The organism is Burkholderia sp. BCC0044 (genome assembly GCF_902832955.1).
Lineage (GTDB): Bacteria > Pseudomonadota > Gammaproteobacteria > Burkholderiales > Burkholderiaceae > Burkholderia.
Map to the genome: position 1 here is coordinate 1 of NZ_CADFDO010000014.1, position 18,218 is coordinate 18,218.

An 18,218-nucleotide genomic window follows, 5' to 3' on the forward strand; every position below is an offset into this window, starting at 1 on the left:
TCCGATCGCGATGGAAGAAGGTCTGCGCTTCGCAATCCGCGAAGGCGGCCGTACGGTCGGCGCCGGCGTCGTCGCCAAGATCATCGAGTAAGCCAGTTATTCGTTGATCGACAGTTTTGGGGCTGGCAGCAGCCGGCCCCAACATGGTTTAGGGGTATAGCTCAACTGGCAGAGCGTCGGTCTCCAAAACCGAAGGTTGGGGGTTCGATTCCCTCTGCCCCTGCCAAAAATCGCCACGTGTCCCACGTGGCATTTGTTTTAAGGTGTTATGGCGAATCCATCCGTCGAAACTGTAAATACCTCCGGCGATAAGCTGATGCTGGCCCTGGGCGTATTGCTGGTGTTGGCCGGATTCGTGGGCTTCTTCTGGCTGGCCAATCAGCAGTGGTATGTCCGCGGTGCCGCGTTGGCGGTAGGTATCGTCGCCGGCGTGGCCGTCGGGCTGATGTCCGCCCCTGGCAAGAGCCTCATCGCGTTTGCCAAGGATTCGTACAAGGAAGTCCGGAAGGTCGTATGGCCCACCCGCAAGGAAGCAACGCAAACCACACTCGTCGTGTTCGGTTTCGTGCTCGTGATGGCGATTTTCCTCTGGTTGAGCGACAAATCGATCGAATGGGTGATTTTCTCGGCGATTCTGGGTTGGAAATGATATGAGCGATACTCCGGCATCCCCGAGCGGAAAACGTTGGTACGTCGTGCACGCCTACTCCGGCATGGAGAAGAGCGTGCAACGTGCGCTTCAGGAGCGCATCGAACGTGCTGGCATGCAGGACAAATTCGGTCAGATCCTGGTCCCGACCGAAGAAGTGGTCGAAGTCAAAGGCGGCCACAAGGCTGTGACGGAGCGTCGTTTCTTCCCCGGCTACGTGCTGGTGGAAATGGAAATGACGGACGAAACGTGGCACCTCGTGAAGAACACCGCGAAGGTCACCGGTTTCGTCGGCGGTGCGCGTAACCGCCCGACCCCGATTTCCCCGAAGGAAGTCGAGAAGATCATGTCGCAGATGCAGGAAGGCGTCGAAAAGCCGCGCCCGAAGACCCTGTTCGAAGTCGGCGAGATGGTGCGTGTCAAGGAAGGCCCGTTCACGGACTTCAACGGCACCGTCGAAGAAGTCAACTACGAGAAATCGCGCGTGCGTGTGTCGGTCACCATCTTTGGCCGCTCTACCCCGGTCGAACTCGAGTTCGGTCAGGTCGAAAAAGTTTGATCCCGATTCGGTGGGCAGCCTCGGCTGCCCACCTTCGCGCTTACGGCCCGCGTCATGGCCGTTGAGGAGCGTCAGTAGCCAGCGGCGAAAGCGCGTTATCACTCACCGAACGCCTTCTCCGGCGTTCCAATGAGGTTTGAAATGGCAAAGAAGATTATCGGCTTTATCAAGCTGCAGATCCCTGCAGGTAAAGCCAACCCGTCGCCGCCGGTTGGTCCGGCACTGGGCCAGCGCGGCCTGAACATCATGGAGTTCTGCAAGGCGTTCAACGCGCAGACTCAAGGCATGGAGCCGGGTCTGCCGGTGCCGGTGGTCATCACGGCATTCGCTGACAAGAGCTTCACGTTCGTGATGAAGACGCCGCCGGCAACCGTCCTGATCAAGAAGGCGGCGAAGGTGGACAAGGGCTCGAGCAAGCCGCACACCGACAAGGTCGGTTCGATCACGCGCGCTCAAGCCGAAGAAATCGCGAAGACCAAGATGCCGGATCTTACGGCAGCTGATCTGGACGCAGCCGTTCGCACCATCGCTGGTAGCGCACGCTCGATGGGTATCACTGTGGAGGGCGTGTAAATGGCTAAGATCTCCAAGCGCCGTCAGGCATTTGCCGCCAAGGTCGACCGTCAGAAGCTGTACGCGATCGAAGACGCACTGAGCCTCGTGAAGGAATGCGCGAGCGCGAAGTTCGACGAGTCGATCGACGTCGCAGTCCAGCTCGGCATCGATGCGAAGAAGTCGGACCAGGTCGTTCGTGGTTCGGTCGTTCTGCCGGCAGGTACGGGCAAGTCGGTTCGCGTTGCCGTGTTCGCGCAAGGCGAAAAGGCCGAGCAGGCTCGTGCAGCAGGCGCGGAAATCGTCGGTATGGAAGACCTGGCTGAGCAGATCAAGGCTGGCCAGATGGACTTCGACATCGTGATCGCTTCGCCGGACACGATGCGTATCGTCGGTACGCTCGGCCAGATCCTCGGCCCGCGCGGCCTGATGCCGAACCCGAAGGTCGGTACGGTCACGCCGGACGTCGCAACCGCCGTCAAGAACGCGAAGGCTGGTCAGGTGCAATTCCGTGTCGACAAGGCCGGTATCATCCACGCGACCATCGGCCGTGCATCGTTCGAGCCGACCGCGCTGCGTTCGAACCTGTCGGCGCTGATCGAAGCGCTGCAGAAGGCAAAGCCGGCAACGAGCAAGGGCGTGTACCTGCGCAAGATCGCACTGTCGAGCACGATGGGCGTCGGCGTGCGTGTCGACCAGGCTACGCTGGCAGCGCAGTAAGCAAGTATTCGGGCCGCTTCGTTCGCGAAGCGGCCTACATGGGCTTTGGGCGGTTGTTCGTGCAGTAGGGCGGACAACCGGTTATCAAAGACCGTTGGTGGGGCGCAGCAGGCAGGCGATCCCTTAATTCAAGCCAACGCAGATGGCGAACCCGAAAAAGTTTTGCAGTGGTGAAGCCGCAGGCCGCGAAGCGATTCGCGGCGTGAGGTGGAAATACTCCTAACGAGGTCGGACGCCGTTGTTGAACGAGGTACGTGAGGTTTCGGCCATACCGGCCACGCCGAACGTATCGTTTCTGGAGGCTAACCGTGCCGCTTAATAGAGAAGACAAGCAAGCCGTCGTCGCTGAGGTTTCCGCGCAAGTCGCGAAGGCCCAGACCGTTGTGCTGGCTGAGTATCGTGGAATTGCGGTTGGCGATCTGACCAAGCTGCGCGCGAAAGCGCGTGAGCAACAGGTTTACCTGCGCGTGTTGAAGAACACGCTGGCGCGTCGCGCCGTCGAAGGTACGCCTTTTGCTCCGCTGGCAGAGCAGATGACTGGTCCCCTGATCTACGGCATCTCGGAAGATGCCATTGCTGCTGCCAAGGTCGTCAACGACTTCAGCAAGAGCAATGACAAGTTGGTCATCAAGGCTGGTTCGTTCGATGGCAAGGTGATGGACAAGGCTGGCGTGCAAGCGCTGGCAAGCATCCCGAGCCGCGAAGAACTGCTCTCGAAGCTGCTGTTCGTTATGCAATCGCCTGTTTCGGGCTTCGCGCGTGCTCTCGCCGCGCTGGCCGAGAAGAAGCAAGCGGAAGCTGCGTAAGCGAACGTGCATCAGCGTTACTGATCGCTGGCTGTATCCGAATTCAATTTAGGAGTATTTCAAATGGCAATCGCAAAAGAAGACATCCTGGCAGCAGTCGAAGGGATGACCGTTCTGGAACTGAACGAACTGGTCAAGGCGTTCGAAGAGAAGTTTGGCGTGTCGGCAGCTGCAGTGGCAGTCGCTGGCCCGGCAGGCGGCGGTGCTGCTGCTGCTGCTGAAGAACAGACCGAATTCACGGTCGTTCTGGCAGAGGCAGGCGCCAACAAGGTTTCGGTCATCAAGGCCGTTCGCGAACTGACGGGCCTGGGCCTGAAGGAAGCGAAGGACCTGGTTGACGGCGCACCGAAGGCTGTCAAGGAAGGCGTCGCTAAGGCTGCTGCTGAAGAAGCCAAGAAGAAGCTGGAAGACGCGGGCGCGAAGGCCGAAATCAAGTAAGTTTCGGCGCGCTGTGCGAAGGCTGGCGGTATTTTCACCGCCGGCCTTTTTGTGCTTTGTGGGGACGTTATTCTGGCACTCATTCGGGAGCCCGAATAATCGGCCCCAGAAGCCAAAGAAAACCGCCTGATCGTTGTGATGAGTCACGCACGATTGGCGGTTCTCTTTGTCTTCTGAAGCGACTGCAGAAGGCAAGTTTGGTCGGGTAGCGGGCAACACAGGCATCCGCTGCCGTCAGCCAGCGGTTGGTAGCGGCCAACCACCAAGCTTCTCGGCTCGTTCAAGCCGTCGAACGGCCATCGGGTCTCAGTCGGTGAACACTCGGGTTTGAAACGTCCAGGTATTCCGCCTCGATAGCACCCGCCGTGATTCGGAGATCGTATGCAATATTCCTTCACCGAGAAGAAGCGCATTCGCAAGAGTTTCGCGAAGCGCCCCATCGTTCACCAAGTTCCGTTCTTGCTGGCTACTCAGCTTGAATCATTCAGCACGTTTCTGCAAGCCGATGTGCCCGCGACGCAACGTAAGCCCGAGGGTTTGCAGGCCGCGTTCACGTCGGTATTTCCCATTGTTTCGCACAACGGTTTCGCGCGCCTCGAGTTCGTGAGCTATGCGCTGTCCTCGCCGGCATTCAACATCAAGGAATGCCAGCAGCGTGGCCTGACGTACTGCTCCGCGCTGCGCGCGAAGGTCCGCCTCGTCATCCTCGACAAGGAATCGCCGAACAAGCCGGTCGTCAAGGAAGTGAAGGAGCAGGAAGTGTACATGGGCGAAATTCCGCTCATGACGCCGACGGGCTCGTTCGTCATCAACGGCACCGAGCGTGTCATCGTCTCGCAGCTGCACCGTTCGCCGGGCGTGTTCTTCGAACACGACAAGGGCAAGACGCACAGCTCGGGCAAGCTGCTGTTCTCGGCACGGATCATTCCGTACCGCGGCTCGTGGCTCGACTTCGAATTCGATCCGAAGGACATCCTGTACTTCCGCGTCGACCGTCGCCGCAAGATGCCGGTCACGATCCTGCTGAAGGCCATCGGCCTGACGCCGGAACAGATCCTCGCGAACTTCTTCGTGTTCGACAACTTCACGCTGATGGACGAAGGCGCGCAACTCGAGTTCGTGCCCGAGCGCCTGCGTGGTGAAGTCGCGCGTTTCGACATCACGGATCGCGACGGCAAGGTCATCGTCCAGAAGGACAAGCGGATCAACGCGAAGCACATTCGCGACCTCGAAGCCGCGAAGACCAAGTTCATCTCGGTGCCGGAAGACTATCTGCTCGGCCGCGTGCTGGCGAAGAACGTCGTCGACGGCGACACCGGCGAAGTGATCGCGAGCGCGAACGACGAAGTCACGGAAAGCGTGCTCGAGAAGCTGCGCGAAGCGGGCATCAAGGACATCCAGACGCTCTACACGAACGATCTGGACCAGGGCCCGTACATCTCGTCGACGCTGCGTGTCGACGAAACGACCGACAAGACGGCCGCGCGCATCGCGATCTACCGCATGATGCGTCCGGGCGAGCCGCCGACCGAAGAAGCGGTCGAGGCGCTGTTCAACCGTCTGTTCTACAGCGAAGAAGCGTACGACCTGTCGAAGGTCGGCCGCATGAAGTTCAACCGCCGCGTCGGCCGTGACGAAATCGTCGGCCCGATGACGCTGCAGGACGACGACATCCTCGCGACGATCAAGATCCTCGTCGAGTTGCGCAACGGCAAGGGCGAAGTGGACGACATCGACCACCTCGGCAATCGTCGCGTGCGTTGCGTCGGCGAACTGGCGGAAAACCAGTTCCGCGCGGGTCTCGTGCGTGTCGAGCGCGCGGTCAAGGAACGCCTCGGCCAGGCCGAAAGCGAAAACCTGATGCCGCACGACCTGATCAACTCGAAGCCGATTTCGTCGGCGATCCGCGAGTTCTTCGGTTCGTCGCAGCTGTCGCAGTTCATGGACCAGACCAACCCGCTGTCGGAAATCACGCACAAGCGCCGTGTTTCCGCACTGGGCCCGGGCGGTCTGACGCGCGAGCGCGCAGGCTTCGAAGTCCGCGACGTGCACCCGACCCACTACGGCCGCGTGTGCCCGATCGAAACGCCGGAAGGTCCGAACATCGGCCTGATCAACTCGCTCGCACTGTACGCGCACCTGAACGAGTACGGCTTCCTCGAGACGCCGTACCGCAAGGTCGTGGACAGCAAGGTGACCGACCAGATCGACTACCTGTCGGCGATCGAGGAAGGCCGCTACATGATCGCTCAGGCGAACGCCGCGATCGACGAGAACGGCCAGCTGATCGACGAACTCGTGTCGTCGCGCGAAGCCGGCGAAACGATGATGGTCACGCCGGATCGTATCCAGTACATGGACGTCGCGCCGTCGCAGATCGTGTCGGTGGCAGCCTCGCTGATCCCGTTCCTCGAGCACGATGACGCGAACCGTGCACTGATGGGTTCGAACATGCAGCGTCAGGCCGTGCCGTGTCTGCGTCCGGAAAAGCCGGTCGTCGGTACGGGCATCGAGCGCACCTGCGCGGTCGACTCGGGTACGACGGTTCAGGCGTTCCGCGGTGGTGTGGTCGACTACGTCGACGCAGGCCGTATCGTGATTCGCGTGAACGACGACGAAGCGGTCGCAGGTGAAGTCGGTGTCGACATCTACAACCTGATCAAGTACACGCGTTCGAACCAGAACACGAACATCAACCAGCGTCCGATCGTGAAGATGGGCGACAAGGTCTCGCGCGGCGACGTGCTGGCCGACGGCGCCTCGACGGACCTGGGCGAGCTCGCGCTCGGCCAGAACATGCTGATCGCGTTCATGCCGTGGAACGGCTACAACTTCGAGGATTCGATCCTGATCTCGGAGAAGGTGGTCGCGGACGATCGCTACACGTCGATCCACATCGAAGAGCTGAACGTCGTTGCACGCGACACGAAGCTCGGGCCGGAAGAAATCACGCGCGACATCTCGAACCTGGCGGAAGTCCAGCTCGGCCGTCTCGACGAATCGGGCATCGTGTACATCGGTGCGGAAGTCGAAGCGGGCGACGTGCTGGTCGGCAAGGTCACGCCGAAGGGCGAGACCCAGCTGACGCCGGAAGAGAAGCTGCTGCGCGCGATCTTCGGCGAGAAGGCTTCGGACGTGAAGGACACGTCGCTGCGCGTGCCGTCGGGCATGAGCGGCACCGTGATCGACGTCCAGGTGTTCACGCGTGAAGGCATCCAGCGCGACAAGCGTGCGCAACAGATCATCGACGACGAACTGAAGCGCTACCGTCTCGACCTGAACGACCAGCTGCGCATCGTGGAAGGCGACGCGTTCCAGCGTCTCGCACGCATGCTGGTGGGCAAGGTCGCGAACGGCGGTCCGAAGAAGCTCGCGAAGGGCACGAAGATCGACCAGGCTTACCTGGAAGACCTCGACCACTACCACTGGTTCGACATCCGCCTCGCCGACGACGAAGCAGCGGCATCGCTCGAAGCGATCAAGAACTCGATCGAAGAGAAGCGTCACCAGTTCGACCTCGCGTTCGAAGAGAAGCGCAAGAAGCTCACGCAAGGCGACGAACTGCCGCCGGGCGTGCTGAAGATGGTCAAGGTGTACCTCGCGGTGAAGCGCCGCCTGCAGCCTGGCGACAAGATGGCAGGCCGTCACGGTAACAAGGGTGTCGTGTCGAAGATCGTCCCGATCGAAGACATGCCGTACATGGCCGACGGCCGTCCGGCAGACGTCGTGCTGAACCCGCTCGGCGTGCCGTCGCGGATGAACGTGGGTCAGGTTCTGGAAGTGCACCTCGGCTGGGCCGCGAAGGGCCTCGGCTGGCGTATCGGCGAAATGCTGCAGCGTCAGGCGAAGATCGAGGAACTGCGCGTGTTCCTGACGAAGATCTACAACGAGTCGGGCCGCCAGGAAGATCTGGAAAGCTTCACCGACGACGAGATCCTCGAACTCGCGAAGAACCTGCGCGAAGGCGTGCCGTTCGCGACGCCGGTGTTCGACGGTGCGACCGAGGAAGAAATGGGCAAGATGCTCGACCTCGCGTTCCCGGACGACATCGCCGAACAGCTCGGCATGAACCCGTCGAAGAACCAGGTCCGCCTGTACGACGGCCGCACGGGTGAAATGTTCGAACGTCGCGTGACGCTGGGCTACATGCACTACCTGAAGCTGCACCACTTGGTCGACGACAAGATGCACGCACGTTCGACCGGCCCGTACTCGCTCGTCACGCAGCAGCCGCTGGGTGGTAAGGCGCAGTTCGGTGGCCAGCGCTTCGGTGAAATGGAAGTGTGGGCGCTCGAAGCGTACGGCGCGTCCTACGTGCTGCAGGAAATGCTGACGGTGAAGTCGGACGACGTGACCGGCCGGACGAAGGTGTACGAAAACCTCGTCAAGGGCGATCACGTGATCGATGCAGGCATGCCGGAATCCTTCAACGTGCTCGTGAAGGAAATCCGCTCGCTCGGTATCGATATCGATCTCGACCGCAATTAATCGGACTACGGAGAGAAAGCAATGAAAGCTCTGCTCGATCTATTCAAGCAAGTCCAACAGGAAGAAGTTTTCGACGCGATCAAGATCGGTCTGGCCTCGCCCGACAAGATCCGTTCGTGGTCGTTCGGCGAAGTGAAGAAGCCGGAGACCATCAACTACCGTACGTTCAAGCCGGAACGCGATGGTCTGTTCTGCGCGAAGATCTTCGGGCCGATCAAGGACTACGAGTGCCTGTGCGGCAAGTACAAGCGCCTGAAGCACCGTGGCGTGATCTGCGAGAAGTGCGGCGTCGAAGTGACGCTGGCGAAGGTGCGTCGCGAACGGATGGGCCACATCGAACTGGCCTCGCCGGTCGCGCACATCTGGTTCCTGAAGTCGCTGCCGTCGCGTCTGGGCATGGTGCTCGACATGACGCTGCGCGACATCGAACGCGTGCTGTACTTCGAAGCGTACGTGGTGATCGAACCGGGCATGACGCCGCTGAAGGCGCGGCAGATCATGACCGAAGAGGATTACTACAACAAGGTCGAGGAATACGGCGACGAATTCCGTGCCGAAATGGGCGCGGAAGGCGTGCGTGAACTGCTGCGCGCGATCAACATCGACGAGCAGGTCGAGACGCTGCGCACCGAGCTGAAGAACACCGGCTCGGAAGCGAAGATCAAGAAGTACGCGAAGCGCCTGAAGGTCCTCGAGGCATTCCAGCGCTCGGGCATCAAGCCCGAGTGGATGATCCTCGAAGTGCTGCCGGTGCTGCCGCCGGAACTGCGTCCGCTGGTGCCGCTGGACGGCGGCCGTTTCGCGACGTCGGACCTGAACGACCTGTATCGCCGCGTGATCAACCGTAACAACCGGTTGAAGCGTCTGCTCGAGCTGAAGGCGCCTGAAATCATCGTCCGCAACGAAAAGCGGATGCTGCAGGAAGCCGTCGACTCGCTGCTCGACAACGGTCGTCGCGGCAAGGCGATGACGGGCGCGAACAAGCGTCCGCTGAAGTCGCTCGCCGACATGATCAAGGGCAAGGGCGGGCGTTTCCGTCAGAACCTGCTGGGCAAGCGCGTCGACTACTCGGGCCGTTCGGTCATCGTGGTCGGCCCGACGCTGAAGCTGCACCAGTGCGGTCTGCCGAAGCTGATGGCGCTCGAGCTGTTCAAGCCGTTCATCTTCAACAAGCTGGAAGTGATGGGCGTCGCGACGACCATCAAGGCTGCGAAGAAGGAAGTCGAGAACCAGACGCCGGTGGTGTGGGACATCCTCGAAGAGGTGATCCGCGAGCACCCGGTGATGCTGAACCGTGCGCCGACGCTGCACCGTCTCGGTATCCAGGCGTTCGAGCCGGTGCTGATCGAAGGCAAGGCGATTCAGCTGCACCCGCTCGTCTGCGCGGCGTTCAACGCCGACTTCGACGGTGACCAGATGGCCGTTCACGTGCCGCTGTCGCTCGAAGCGCAGATGGAAGCACGCACGCTGATGCTGGCGTCGAACAACGTGCTGTTCCCGGCCAACGGCGATCCGTCGATCGTGCCGTCGCAGGATATCGTGCTGGGTCTGTACTACGCGACCCGCGAAGCGGTCAACGCCAAGGGCGAAGGCCTGTCGTTCACGGGCGTGTCGGAAGTGATCCGCGCGTACGAGAACAAGGAAGTCGAGCTGGCCTCGCGCGTCAACGTGCGGATCACCGAAATGGTCCACAACGAAGACACGTCGGAAGGCGCGCCGAAATTCGTGCCGAAGATCTCGCTGTACGCGACGACCGTCGGTCGCGCGATCCTGTCGGAGATCCTGCCGCACGGCCTGCCGTTCTCGGTGCTGAACAAGCCGCTGAAGAAGAAGGAAATCTCGCGCCTGATCAACACGGCGTTCCGCAAGTGCGGTCTGCGCGCGACGGTGGTGTTCGCCGATCAGCTGATGCAGTCGGGTTTCCGTCTCGCGACGCGCGCCGGTATTTCGATCTGCGTGGACGACATGCTCGTGCCGCCGCAGAAGGAAACGATCGTCGGCGACGCCGCGAAGAAGGTGAAGGAGTACGACCGCCAGTACATGTCGGGTCTCGTCACCGCGCAGGAACGCTACAACAACGTGGTCGACATCTGGTCGGCGACGTCGGAAGCGGTCGGCAAGGCGATGATGGAGCAGCTGTCGACGGAGCCGGTGACGGACCGCGACGGCAACGAGACGCGCCAGGAGTCGTTCAACTCGATCTACATGATGGCCGACTCGGGCGCCCGGGGTTCGGCGGTTCAGATTCGTCAGCTGGCCGGTATGCGTGGCCTGATGGCGAAGCCGGACGGCTCGATTATCGAGACGCCGATTACCGCGAACTTCCGCGAAGGTCTGAACGTGTTGCAGTACTTCATCTCGACCCACGGTGCACGTAAGGGTCTGGCTGATACGGCACTGAAGACCGCGAACTCGGGTTACCTGACGCGTCGTCTGGTCGACGTCACGCAGGATCTGGTCGTGGTGGAAGACGATTGCGGCACGTCGAACGGCGTGGCGATGAAGGCACTCGTCGAAGGCGGTGAAGTCGTCGAAGCGCTGCGCGACCGTATCCTCGGCCGCGTCGCGGTGGCGGACGTCGTGAATCCGGAAACGCAGGAAACGCTGTACGAATCGGGCACGCTGCTCGACGAAACGGCGGTCGAGGAAATCGAACGCCTCGGCATCGACGAAGTGCGCGTGCGCACGCCGCTGACCTGCGAAACGCGTTACGGCCTGTGCGCAGCCTGCTACGGCCGCGATCTCGGCCGCGGCTCGCTCGTGAACGTCGGCGAAGCAGTCGGCGTGATCGCGGCGCAGTCGATCGGCGAACCGGGCACGCAGCTGACGATGCGTACGTTCCACATCGGTGGTGCGGCATCGCGTGCGGCAGTGGCGTCGTCGGTCGAAGCGAAGAGCAACGGTATCGTCCGCTTCACGGCGACGATGCGCTACGTCACGAACGCGAAGGGCGAGCAGATCGTCATTTCCCGTTCGGGCGAAGCGATGATCACCGACGACTTCGGTCGCGAGCGCGAGCGTCACAAAGTGCCGTACGGCGCGACGCTGCTGCAGCTCGACGGCGCGACGATCAAGGCCGGCACGCAGCTCGCCACGTGGGATCCGCTGACGCGCCCGATCATCACCGAGTACGGTGGTACGGTGAAGTTCGAGAACGTCGAGGAAGGCGTGACCGTCGCGAAGCAGATCGACGACGTGACCGGCCTGTCGACGCTGGTCGTGATCGACGTGAAGCGCCGCGGTTCGCAGGCTTCGAAGAGCGTGCGTCCGCAGGTGAAGCTGCTCGACGCGAACGGCGAGGAAGTGAAGATTCCGGGCACGGAACACGCAGTGCAGATCGGCTTCCAGGTCGGCGCGCTGATCACCGTGAAGGATGGCCAGCAGGTGCAGGTCGGTGAAGTGCTCGCACGTATCCCGACGGAAGCGCAGAAGACGCGTGACATTACCGGCGGTCTGCCGCGGGTGGCGGAACTGTTCGAAGCGCGTTCGCCGAAGGATGCCGGCATTCTCGCGGAAGTCACCGGTACGACGTCGTTCGGCAAGGACACGAAGGGCAAGCAGCGTCTCGTCATCACGGACCTCGAGGGCAACCAGCACGAGTTCCTGATCGCGAAGGAAAAGCAGGTTCTGGTTCACGATGCTCAGGTCGTCAATAAGGGCGAAATGATCGTGGACGGTCCGGCCGATCCGCACGACATCCTGCGTCTGCAGGGTATCGAGGCGCTGTCGCGCTACATCGTCGACGAAGTGCAGGACGTGTACCGTCTGCAGGGCGTGAAGATCAACGACAAGCACATCGAGGTGATCGTTCGCCAGATGCTGCGTCGTGTGCAGATCACCGACAACGGCGATACGCGCTTCATCCCGGGCGAACAGGTCGAGCGTTCCGACATGCTGGACGAGAACGATCGCATGATCGCCGAGGGCAAGCGCCCGGCTTCGTACGACAACGTGCTGCTCGGTATCACGAAGGCATCGCTGTCGACTGACTCGTTCATCTCCGCGGCATCGTTCCAGGAAACGACCCGCGTGCTGACCGAAGCGGCGATCATGGGCAAGCGCGACGATCTGCGCGGCCTGAAGGAAAACGTGATCGTCGGCCGTCTGATTCCGGCCGGTACGGGTCTCGCGTTCCACAAGGCGCGCAAGGCGAAGGAATCGTCGGATCGCGAGCGTTTCGACCAGATCGCAGCGGAAGAGGCATTCGACTTCGGCACGCCGAGCGCGCCGGCGGAAGAGCCGCAACACCCGGCAGCCGAGTAAGCGCGGCGCGGCGCAAGCCGCGTTGCCTTGCTATCATCGCTGTCGCCGAAACCGCCCGGTTCTGCCGGGCGGTTTTTTTTCATCCTTCGTTCACGCGCATGACGTGCCTGTGCCGCGCCGGCGCATGCGCCGCGATCGCCGTCGGCATGACCGCGACAGGCCCGTGATGCACGCGAACGAACCCTGACCGAATGGCCAACATCGTGCGATTCGCCACGCGTCGCGCGAGCGGGTTGTTAAAATTACGGTCATCGTTTAGCCGTCCCTGGTCTCATTCATGTCCCGCGCCCTCGAAATACTCGACGAAGTCTTTGGTTACTCCGCCTTTCGCGGCCAGCAGGGCGAGATCGTCGAGCACGTCGCCGGCGGCGGCGATTGTCTCGTGCTGATGCCGACCGGCGGCGGCAAGTCGCTGTGCTACCAGATTCCCGCGCTGCTGCGCCGCGAGGCCGGGCAGGGCGCCGGCATCGTCGTGTCGCCGCTGATCGCGCTGATGCAGGACCAGGTCGCCGCGTTGAGCGAAGTCGGCGTGCGCGCGGCCTACCTGAATTCGACGCTGTCGGGCGCCGAGGCCGCGGCCACCGAGCGCGCGCTGCGCGAAGGCGAAATCGACCTGCTGTACGTCGCGCCGGAGCGGTTGATGACCGGGCGCTTCCTCGAGCTGCTCGAGCGCGCGAAGATCGGCCTGTTCGCGATCGACGAAGCGCACTGCGTGTCCCAATGGGGGCACGACTTCCGCCCGGAATACATTCAGCTGTCGGTGCTGCACGAGCGCTTCCCGTCGGTGCCGCGCATCGCACTGACCGCCACCGCCGATGCGATCACGCGCGACGAGATCATCCATCGTCTCGCGCTCGACGACGCACGCGTGTTCGTGTCGAGCTTCGACCGCCCGAACATCCGCTACCGGATCGTCGAAAAGGACAATGCGCGTTCGCAGCTGCTCGACTTCATTCGCGCCGAACACACGAACGCCGACGGCACGACGGATGCCGGTGTCGTCTATTGCCTGTCGCGCCGCAAGGTCGAGGAAACGGCCGAGTGGTTGAAGGCGCAGGGCGTGCGCGCGCTGCCGTATCACGCGGGCATGGAGTTCGAGGTGCGGCAGAAGCACCAGGAGATGTTCCAGCGCGAGGAAGGCATCGTGATGTGCGCGACGATCGCGTTCGGCATGGGCATCGACAAGCCGGACGTGCGTTTCGTCGCGCACCTGGACTTGCCGAAGAGCGTCGAGGGCTACTACCAGGAAACCGGTCGCGCGGGTCGCGACGGGATGCCGGCGAACGCGTGGATGGCGTATGGCCTCGGCGACGTCGTCCAGCAGCGCAAGATGATCGACGAGTCGGATGCGGACGACGCGCACAAGCGCGTGCAGACGTCGAAGCTCGACGCGCTGCTCGGGCTGTGCGAGACGATTTCATGCCGCCGCGTGCGGCTGCTGAACTACTTCGGCGAGGCGAGCCAGCCGTGCGGCAACTGCGACACGTGCCTCGAGCCGCCCGATTCATGGGACGCGACGCGCGAGGCGCAGATGGCGCTGTCGTGCGTGTTCCGCGCGCAGCGCGCGAGCGGCTTCAATTTCGGTTCGAGCCACCTGATCGAGATCCTGCGCGGCGGGCGCACCGAGAAGGTGTTGCAGCGCGGCCACGACCAGCTCAGCACGTTCGGCATCGGCGCGGCGCTGTCCGAGCCCGAGTGGCGCGCGATTTTCCGGCAGCTGGTCGCGTACGGCTACTTGGCCGTCGACCATGGCGGTTTCGGCGCGCTGATGCTGACCGAGGCCGCGAAGCCGGTGCTGAAGAACGAGGAAAAGGTCACGCTGCGCCGCTACGTGAAGCCGCAGCGCTCGCGCCAGTCGTCGAGCCGCAGCGGCACGCGCGTCGACCCGACGGCCGGCATGGGCGCCCGCGAGCGCGCACGGTGGGACGCGTTGCGCGCATGGCGCGCGGAAACCGCGAAGACGGACGGCGTGCCGGCCTACGTGATCTTCCACGACGCGACGCTCGCCGAAATCGCGCGCAACGCGCCGGAGACGATCGACGACCTGCGCCACATCCCCGGCATGGGCGTGCGCAAGCTCGAACGTTTCGGCGACGAGATCATCGACGTCGTCGAATCGGCCTGACACAGTGTTCCGACCCCTCCTGTAAATCGCGCGGTCGGCGGGCAAATCACGCAAGCCGTTGACTTAGTTGGTATTTCCGGACTATTATGCTGGGTTCCGGTATTCGGTGGGCCGAGTCGCGTTCGACAGTTCGCACCCGATTCGCCGGTTCGGAAGTCAACTGTGCGTCGATTCTCGCTTTGCCCGAAATCGGCGTGCAGATTTTGTTCAATTTCAGGAATAAACAATGCCAACCATCAACCAACTGGTTCGCAAAGGCCGTCAGTCGGAAACGACGAAGAGCAAGAGCCCGGCCCTGCAGGACTGCCCCCAGCGTCGCGGCGTGTGCACCCGTGTGTACACGACGACGCCGAAGAAGCCTAACTCGGCACTCCGTAAGGTTGCCAAGGTTCGTCTGACGAACGGCTTCGAAGTGATTTCGTACATCGGCGGTGAAGGCCACAACCTGCAGGAACACTCGGTTGTGCTGATCCGCGGCGGCCGTGTGAAGGACTTGCCGGGTGTGCGTTACCACATGGTTCGCGGCTCGCTGGATACCCAGGGCGTCAAGGACCGTAAGCAAGCGCGTTCGAAGTACGGCGCGAAGCGTGCAAAGGCTGCCAAGTAAGCAGTTTTTGATCAGGGATCGCCGCAGGGCGGTCAAGGCGGGAGTGCCGGATTGCCGGTGCTGTCGAGTAAGTGGTCACCCGGCCAAGCTGGTTAGTCGTGAAGATGTGATCGGGTTTGTTGGTGGCCGCGGAGCTGAATCCAGCTCCAACTGAACAAGTAAAGGAAGAATCATGCCGCGTCGTCGCGAAGTCCCCAAGCGGGAAGTGTTGCCGGATCCGAAGTTCGGTAACGTTGATGTTGCCAAGTTCATGAACATGCTGATGCTGTCCGGCAAGAAGTCGGTCGCAGAGCGCATCGTTTATGGCGCATTCGAACAGATCCAGACCAAGGGTGGCAAGGACCCGCTGGAAGTGTTCACGGTTGCGCTCAACAACGTGAAGCCGGTGGTCGAAGTGAAGAGCCGTCGCGTTGGTGGTGCCAACTATCAAGTTCCGGTCGAAGTGCGCCCGTCGCGTCGTATGGCATTGGCGATGCGCTGGCTGCGTGAGGCTGCGAAGAAGCGTAGCGAGAAGTCGATGGCCCTGCGCCTGGCAGGTGAACTCTCCGAAGCGGCCGAAGGCCGTGGCGGCGCGATGAAGAAGCGCGACGAAGTTCACCGCATGGCAGAAGCCAACCGCGCGTTCTCGCATTTCCGTTTCTAAGCGCCTGGCTGGGCTGTTTGCGGAAATAAATTCCGGGCGGGTGCGCTTTTCAGGCGCCTCGCCCGTTTGTGTTGAAGCGTGATGCAGCAGGGCTGCGTCACGTCATCCCAGTAGAGGATCAAAGTGGCTCGCAAGACTCCTATCGAGCGCTACCGCAATATCGGTATTAGCGCTCACATCGACGCCGGCAAAACGACGACGACCGAGCGCATTCTGTTTTACACCGGTGTGAACCACAAGATCGGTGAAGTCCACGACGGCGCAGCCACGATGGACTGGATGGAGCAGGAACAGGAACGTGGCATCACGATCACGTCCGCTGCTACCACGGCCTTCTGGAAGGGCATGGGCGGCAACTATCCGGAACACCGCATCAACATCATCGACACCCCGGGCCACGTCGACTTCACGATCGAAGTGGAGCGTTCGATGCGCGTGCTCGACGGCGCGTGCATGGTGTACTGCGCAGTGGGCGGCGTGCAGCCGCAGTCGGAAACGGTGTGGCGCCAGGCGAACAAGTACAAGGTGCCGCGTCTCGCGTTCGTCAACAAGATGGACCGTACCGGCGCGAACTTCTTCAAGGTCTACGACCAGCTCCGTCTGCGCCTGAAGGCGAACCCGGTTCCGGTCGTGGTGCCGATCGGCTCGGAAGAAAACTTCAAGGGCGTGGTCGACCTGATCAAGATGAAGGCGATCATTTGGGACGAGGCGTCGCAAGGCACGAAGTTCGACTACGTCGACATCCCGGCCGAGCTCGCGGAAACCTGCAAGGAATGGCGCGAAAAGATGGTCGAAGTGGCTGCTGAAGCCAACGAAGACCTGATGAACAAGTACCTGGAAGAAGGCGATCTGCCGGAAGCCGACATCGTCAAGGCGCTGCGTGATCGTACGATCGCGTGCGAAATCCAGCCGATGCTGTGCGGTACCGCGTTCAAGAACAAGGGCGTGCAGCGTATGCTCGACGCCGTGATCGACTTCCTGCCGTCGCCGGTCGACATCCCGCCGGTCAAGGGCGAACTCGAAAACGGCGAGTCGGCAGAGCGCCGCGCGTCGGATGACGAGAAGTTCTCGGCACTCGCGTTCAAGATCATGACCGACCCGTTCGTCGGCCAGCTGATCTTCTTCCGCGTGTACTCGGGCGTGGTGAATTCGGGCGATACGCTGCTGAACTCGACGAAGGACAAGAAGGAACGTCTGGGTCGTATTCTGCAGATGCACGCGAACCAGCGCGAAGAAATCAAGGAAGTTCGCGCAGGCGACATCGCTGCTGCGGTCGGCCTGAAGGAAGCGACGACGGGCGACACGCTGTGCGATCCGGCGAACCCGATCATTCTCGAGCGCATGGTGTTCCCGGAGCCGGTGATTTCGCAGGCTGTCGAGCCGAAGACCAAGGCTGACCAGGAAAAGATGGGCCTCGCACTGAACCGTCTGGCTCAGGAAGACCCGTCGTTCCGCGTGCAGACCGACGAAGAGTCGGGCCAGACCATCATTTCGGGCATGGGCGAGCTCCACCTTGAAATTCTGGTCGACCGGATGAAGCGTGAATTCGGCGTGGAAGCGACCGTCGGCAAGCCGCAGGTTGCGTACCGCGAAACGATCCGTTCGACGGCGAAGGACGTCGACGGCAAGTTCGTCAAGCAGTCGGGTGGTCGCGGCCAGTACGGTCACGCGGTCATCACGCTCGAGCCGAACGAACAAGGCAAGGGCTACGAGTTCTTCGACGAGATCAAGGGTGGTGTGATTCCGCGTGAATACATCCCGGCGGTCGACAAGGGTATCCAGGACACGCTGAAGTCGGGCGTGCTGGCTGGCTTCCCGGTCGTCGACGTGAAGGTTCACCTGACGTTCGGTTCGTACCACGACGTCGACTCGAACGAAAACGCGTTCCGCATGGCCGGTTCGATGGCGTTCAAGGAAGCGATGCGCAAGGCGAACCCGGTCGTCCTCGAGCCGATGATGGCTGTCGAAGTCGAGACGCCGGAAGACTACATGGGCAACGTGATGGGCGACCTGTCGGGCCGTCGCGGTATCGTCCAGGGCATGGAAGACATGGTTGGCGGCGGCAAGATCGTGCGCGCCGAAGTGCCGCTGTCGGAAATGTTCGGTTACTCGACGTCGCTGCGTTCGCTGACGCAAGGTCGTGCAACGTACACGATGGAGTTCAAGCACTACGCTGAAGCTCCGCGCAACGTTGCTGAAGCGATCATCAGCGCGAAGTCGAAGTAAATCCGTAGCTACCAATCGATAATTTTTGAAAGAAGAGAATCATGGCAAAAGGTAAATTTGAGCGGACCAAGCCGCACGTGAACGTTGGTACGATTGGTCACGTTGACCACGGCAAGACGACGCTGACGGCAGCGATCACGAC

Annotated in this window: 13 protein-coding genes, 1 tRNA gene and 1 pseudogene; all 15 read left to right on the forward strand. The window is 61.8% G+C overall.

What is annotated here, in order from left to right; all coding sequences use genetic code 11:
- Positions 1–91, forward strand: a pseudogene (locus HWX14_RS36140) (elongation factor Tu); the annotation flags it as partial.
- A gap of 59 nt (positions 92–150) precedes the next feature.
- Positions 151–226: transfer RNA gene (locus HWX14_RS36145), tRNA-Trp, on the forward strand.
- Between the two features lie 42 nt (positions 227–268).
- Positions 269–649 (forward strand): preprotein translocase subunit SecE, encoded by a 381-nt coding sequence (gene secE, locus HWX14_RS36150; protein WP_175886797.1) that lies wholly within the window; start codon positions 269–271, stop codon positions 647–649.
- 1 nt (position 650) lies between these two features.
- Entirely contained in the window at positions 651–1,208 is a 558-nt protein-coding gene (gene nusG / locus HWX14_RS36155) for a transcription termination/antitermination protein NusG (protein ID WP_006400672.1), read from the forward strand.
- A 141-nt stretch (positions 1,209–1,349) separates the two neighbouring features.
- On the forward strand, positions 1,350–1,781 hold the full coding sequence (gene rplK, locus HWX14_RS36160; protein ID WP_006477201.1) for a 50S ribosomal protein L11: 432 nt from the start codon (positions 1,350–1,352) through the stop codon (positions 1,779–1,781).
- Entirely contained in the window at positions 1,782–2,480 is a 699-nt protein-coding gene (gene rplA / locus HWX14_RS36165) for a 50S ribosomal protein L1 (protein WP_006482906.1), read from the forward strand.
- Positions 2,481–2,788: 308 nt separating this feature from the next.
- A complete protein-coding gene (gene rplJ / locus HWX14_RS36170) occupies positions 2,789–3,286 on the forward strand; it encodes a 50S ribosomal protein L10 (RefSeq protein WP_021161756.1) in 498 nt (165 codons plus the stop codon).
- A 63-nt stretch (positions 3,287–3,349) separates the two neighbouring features.
- Complete coding sequence (rplL, locus tag HWX14_RS36175; RefSeq protein WP_047899578.1) at positions 3,350–3,724, forward strand: 50S ribosomal protein L7/L12; 375 nt, start codon at positions 3,350–3,352, stop codon at positions 3,722–3,724.
- A gap of 381 nt (positions 3,725–4,105) precedes the next feature.
- The gene (rpoB, locus tag HWX14_RS36180; protein WP_050013170.1) at positions 4,106–8,212 is read left to right on the forward strand and encodes a DNA-directed RNA polymerase subunit beta; all 4,107 of its coding nucleotides are present in this window, start codon (positions 4,106–4,108) and stop codon (positions 8,210–8,212) included.
- Between the two features lie 21 nt (positions 8,213–8,233).
- Positions 8,234–12,475, forward strand: a complete 4,242-nt coding sequence (rpoC, locus tag HWX14_RS36185) for a DNA-directed RNA polymerase subunit beta' (protein ID WP_175886798.1) — start codon at positions 8,234–8,236, stop codon at positions 12,473–12,475.
- Positions 12,476–12,752: 277 nt separating this feature from the next.
- A complete protein-coding gene (gene recQ / locus HWX14_RS36190; RefSeq protein WP_175886799.1) occupies positions 12,753–14,600 on the forward strand; it encodes a DNA helicase RecQ in 1,848 nt (615 codons plus the stop codon).
- A 226-nt stretch (positions 14,601–14,826) separates the two neighbouring features.
- Positions 14,827–15,207, forward strand: a complete 381-nt coding sequence (gene rpsL / locus HWX14_RS36195) for a 30S ribosomal protein S12 (protein ID WP_006400662.1) — start codon at positions 14,827–14,829, stop codon at positions 15,205–15,207.
- A gap of 172 nt (positions 15,208–15,379) precedes the next feature.
- Complete coding sequence (rpsG, locus tag HWX14_RS36200) at positions 15,380–15,850, forward strand: 30S ribosomal protein S7 (RefSeq protein WP_006477195.1); 471 nt, start codon at positions 15,380–15,382, stop codon at positions 15,848–15,850.
- 123 nt (positions 15,851–15,973) lie between these two features.
- Complete coding sequence (gene fusA, locus HWX14_RS36205; RefSeq protein WP_039324185.1) at positions 15,974–18,076, forward strand: elongation factor G; 2,103 nt, start codon at positions 15,974–15,976, stop codon at positions 18,074–18,076.
- A 41-nt stretch (positions 18,077–18,117) separates the two neighbouring features.
- Positions 18,118–18,218 (forward strand): GTP-binding protein (locus HWX14_RS36210; RefSeq protein WP_033456734.1); only part of this gene is annotated, 101 nt, incomplete at its 3' end.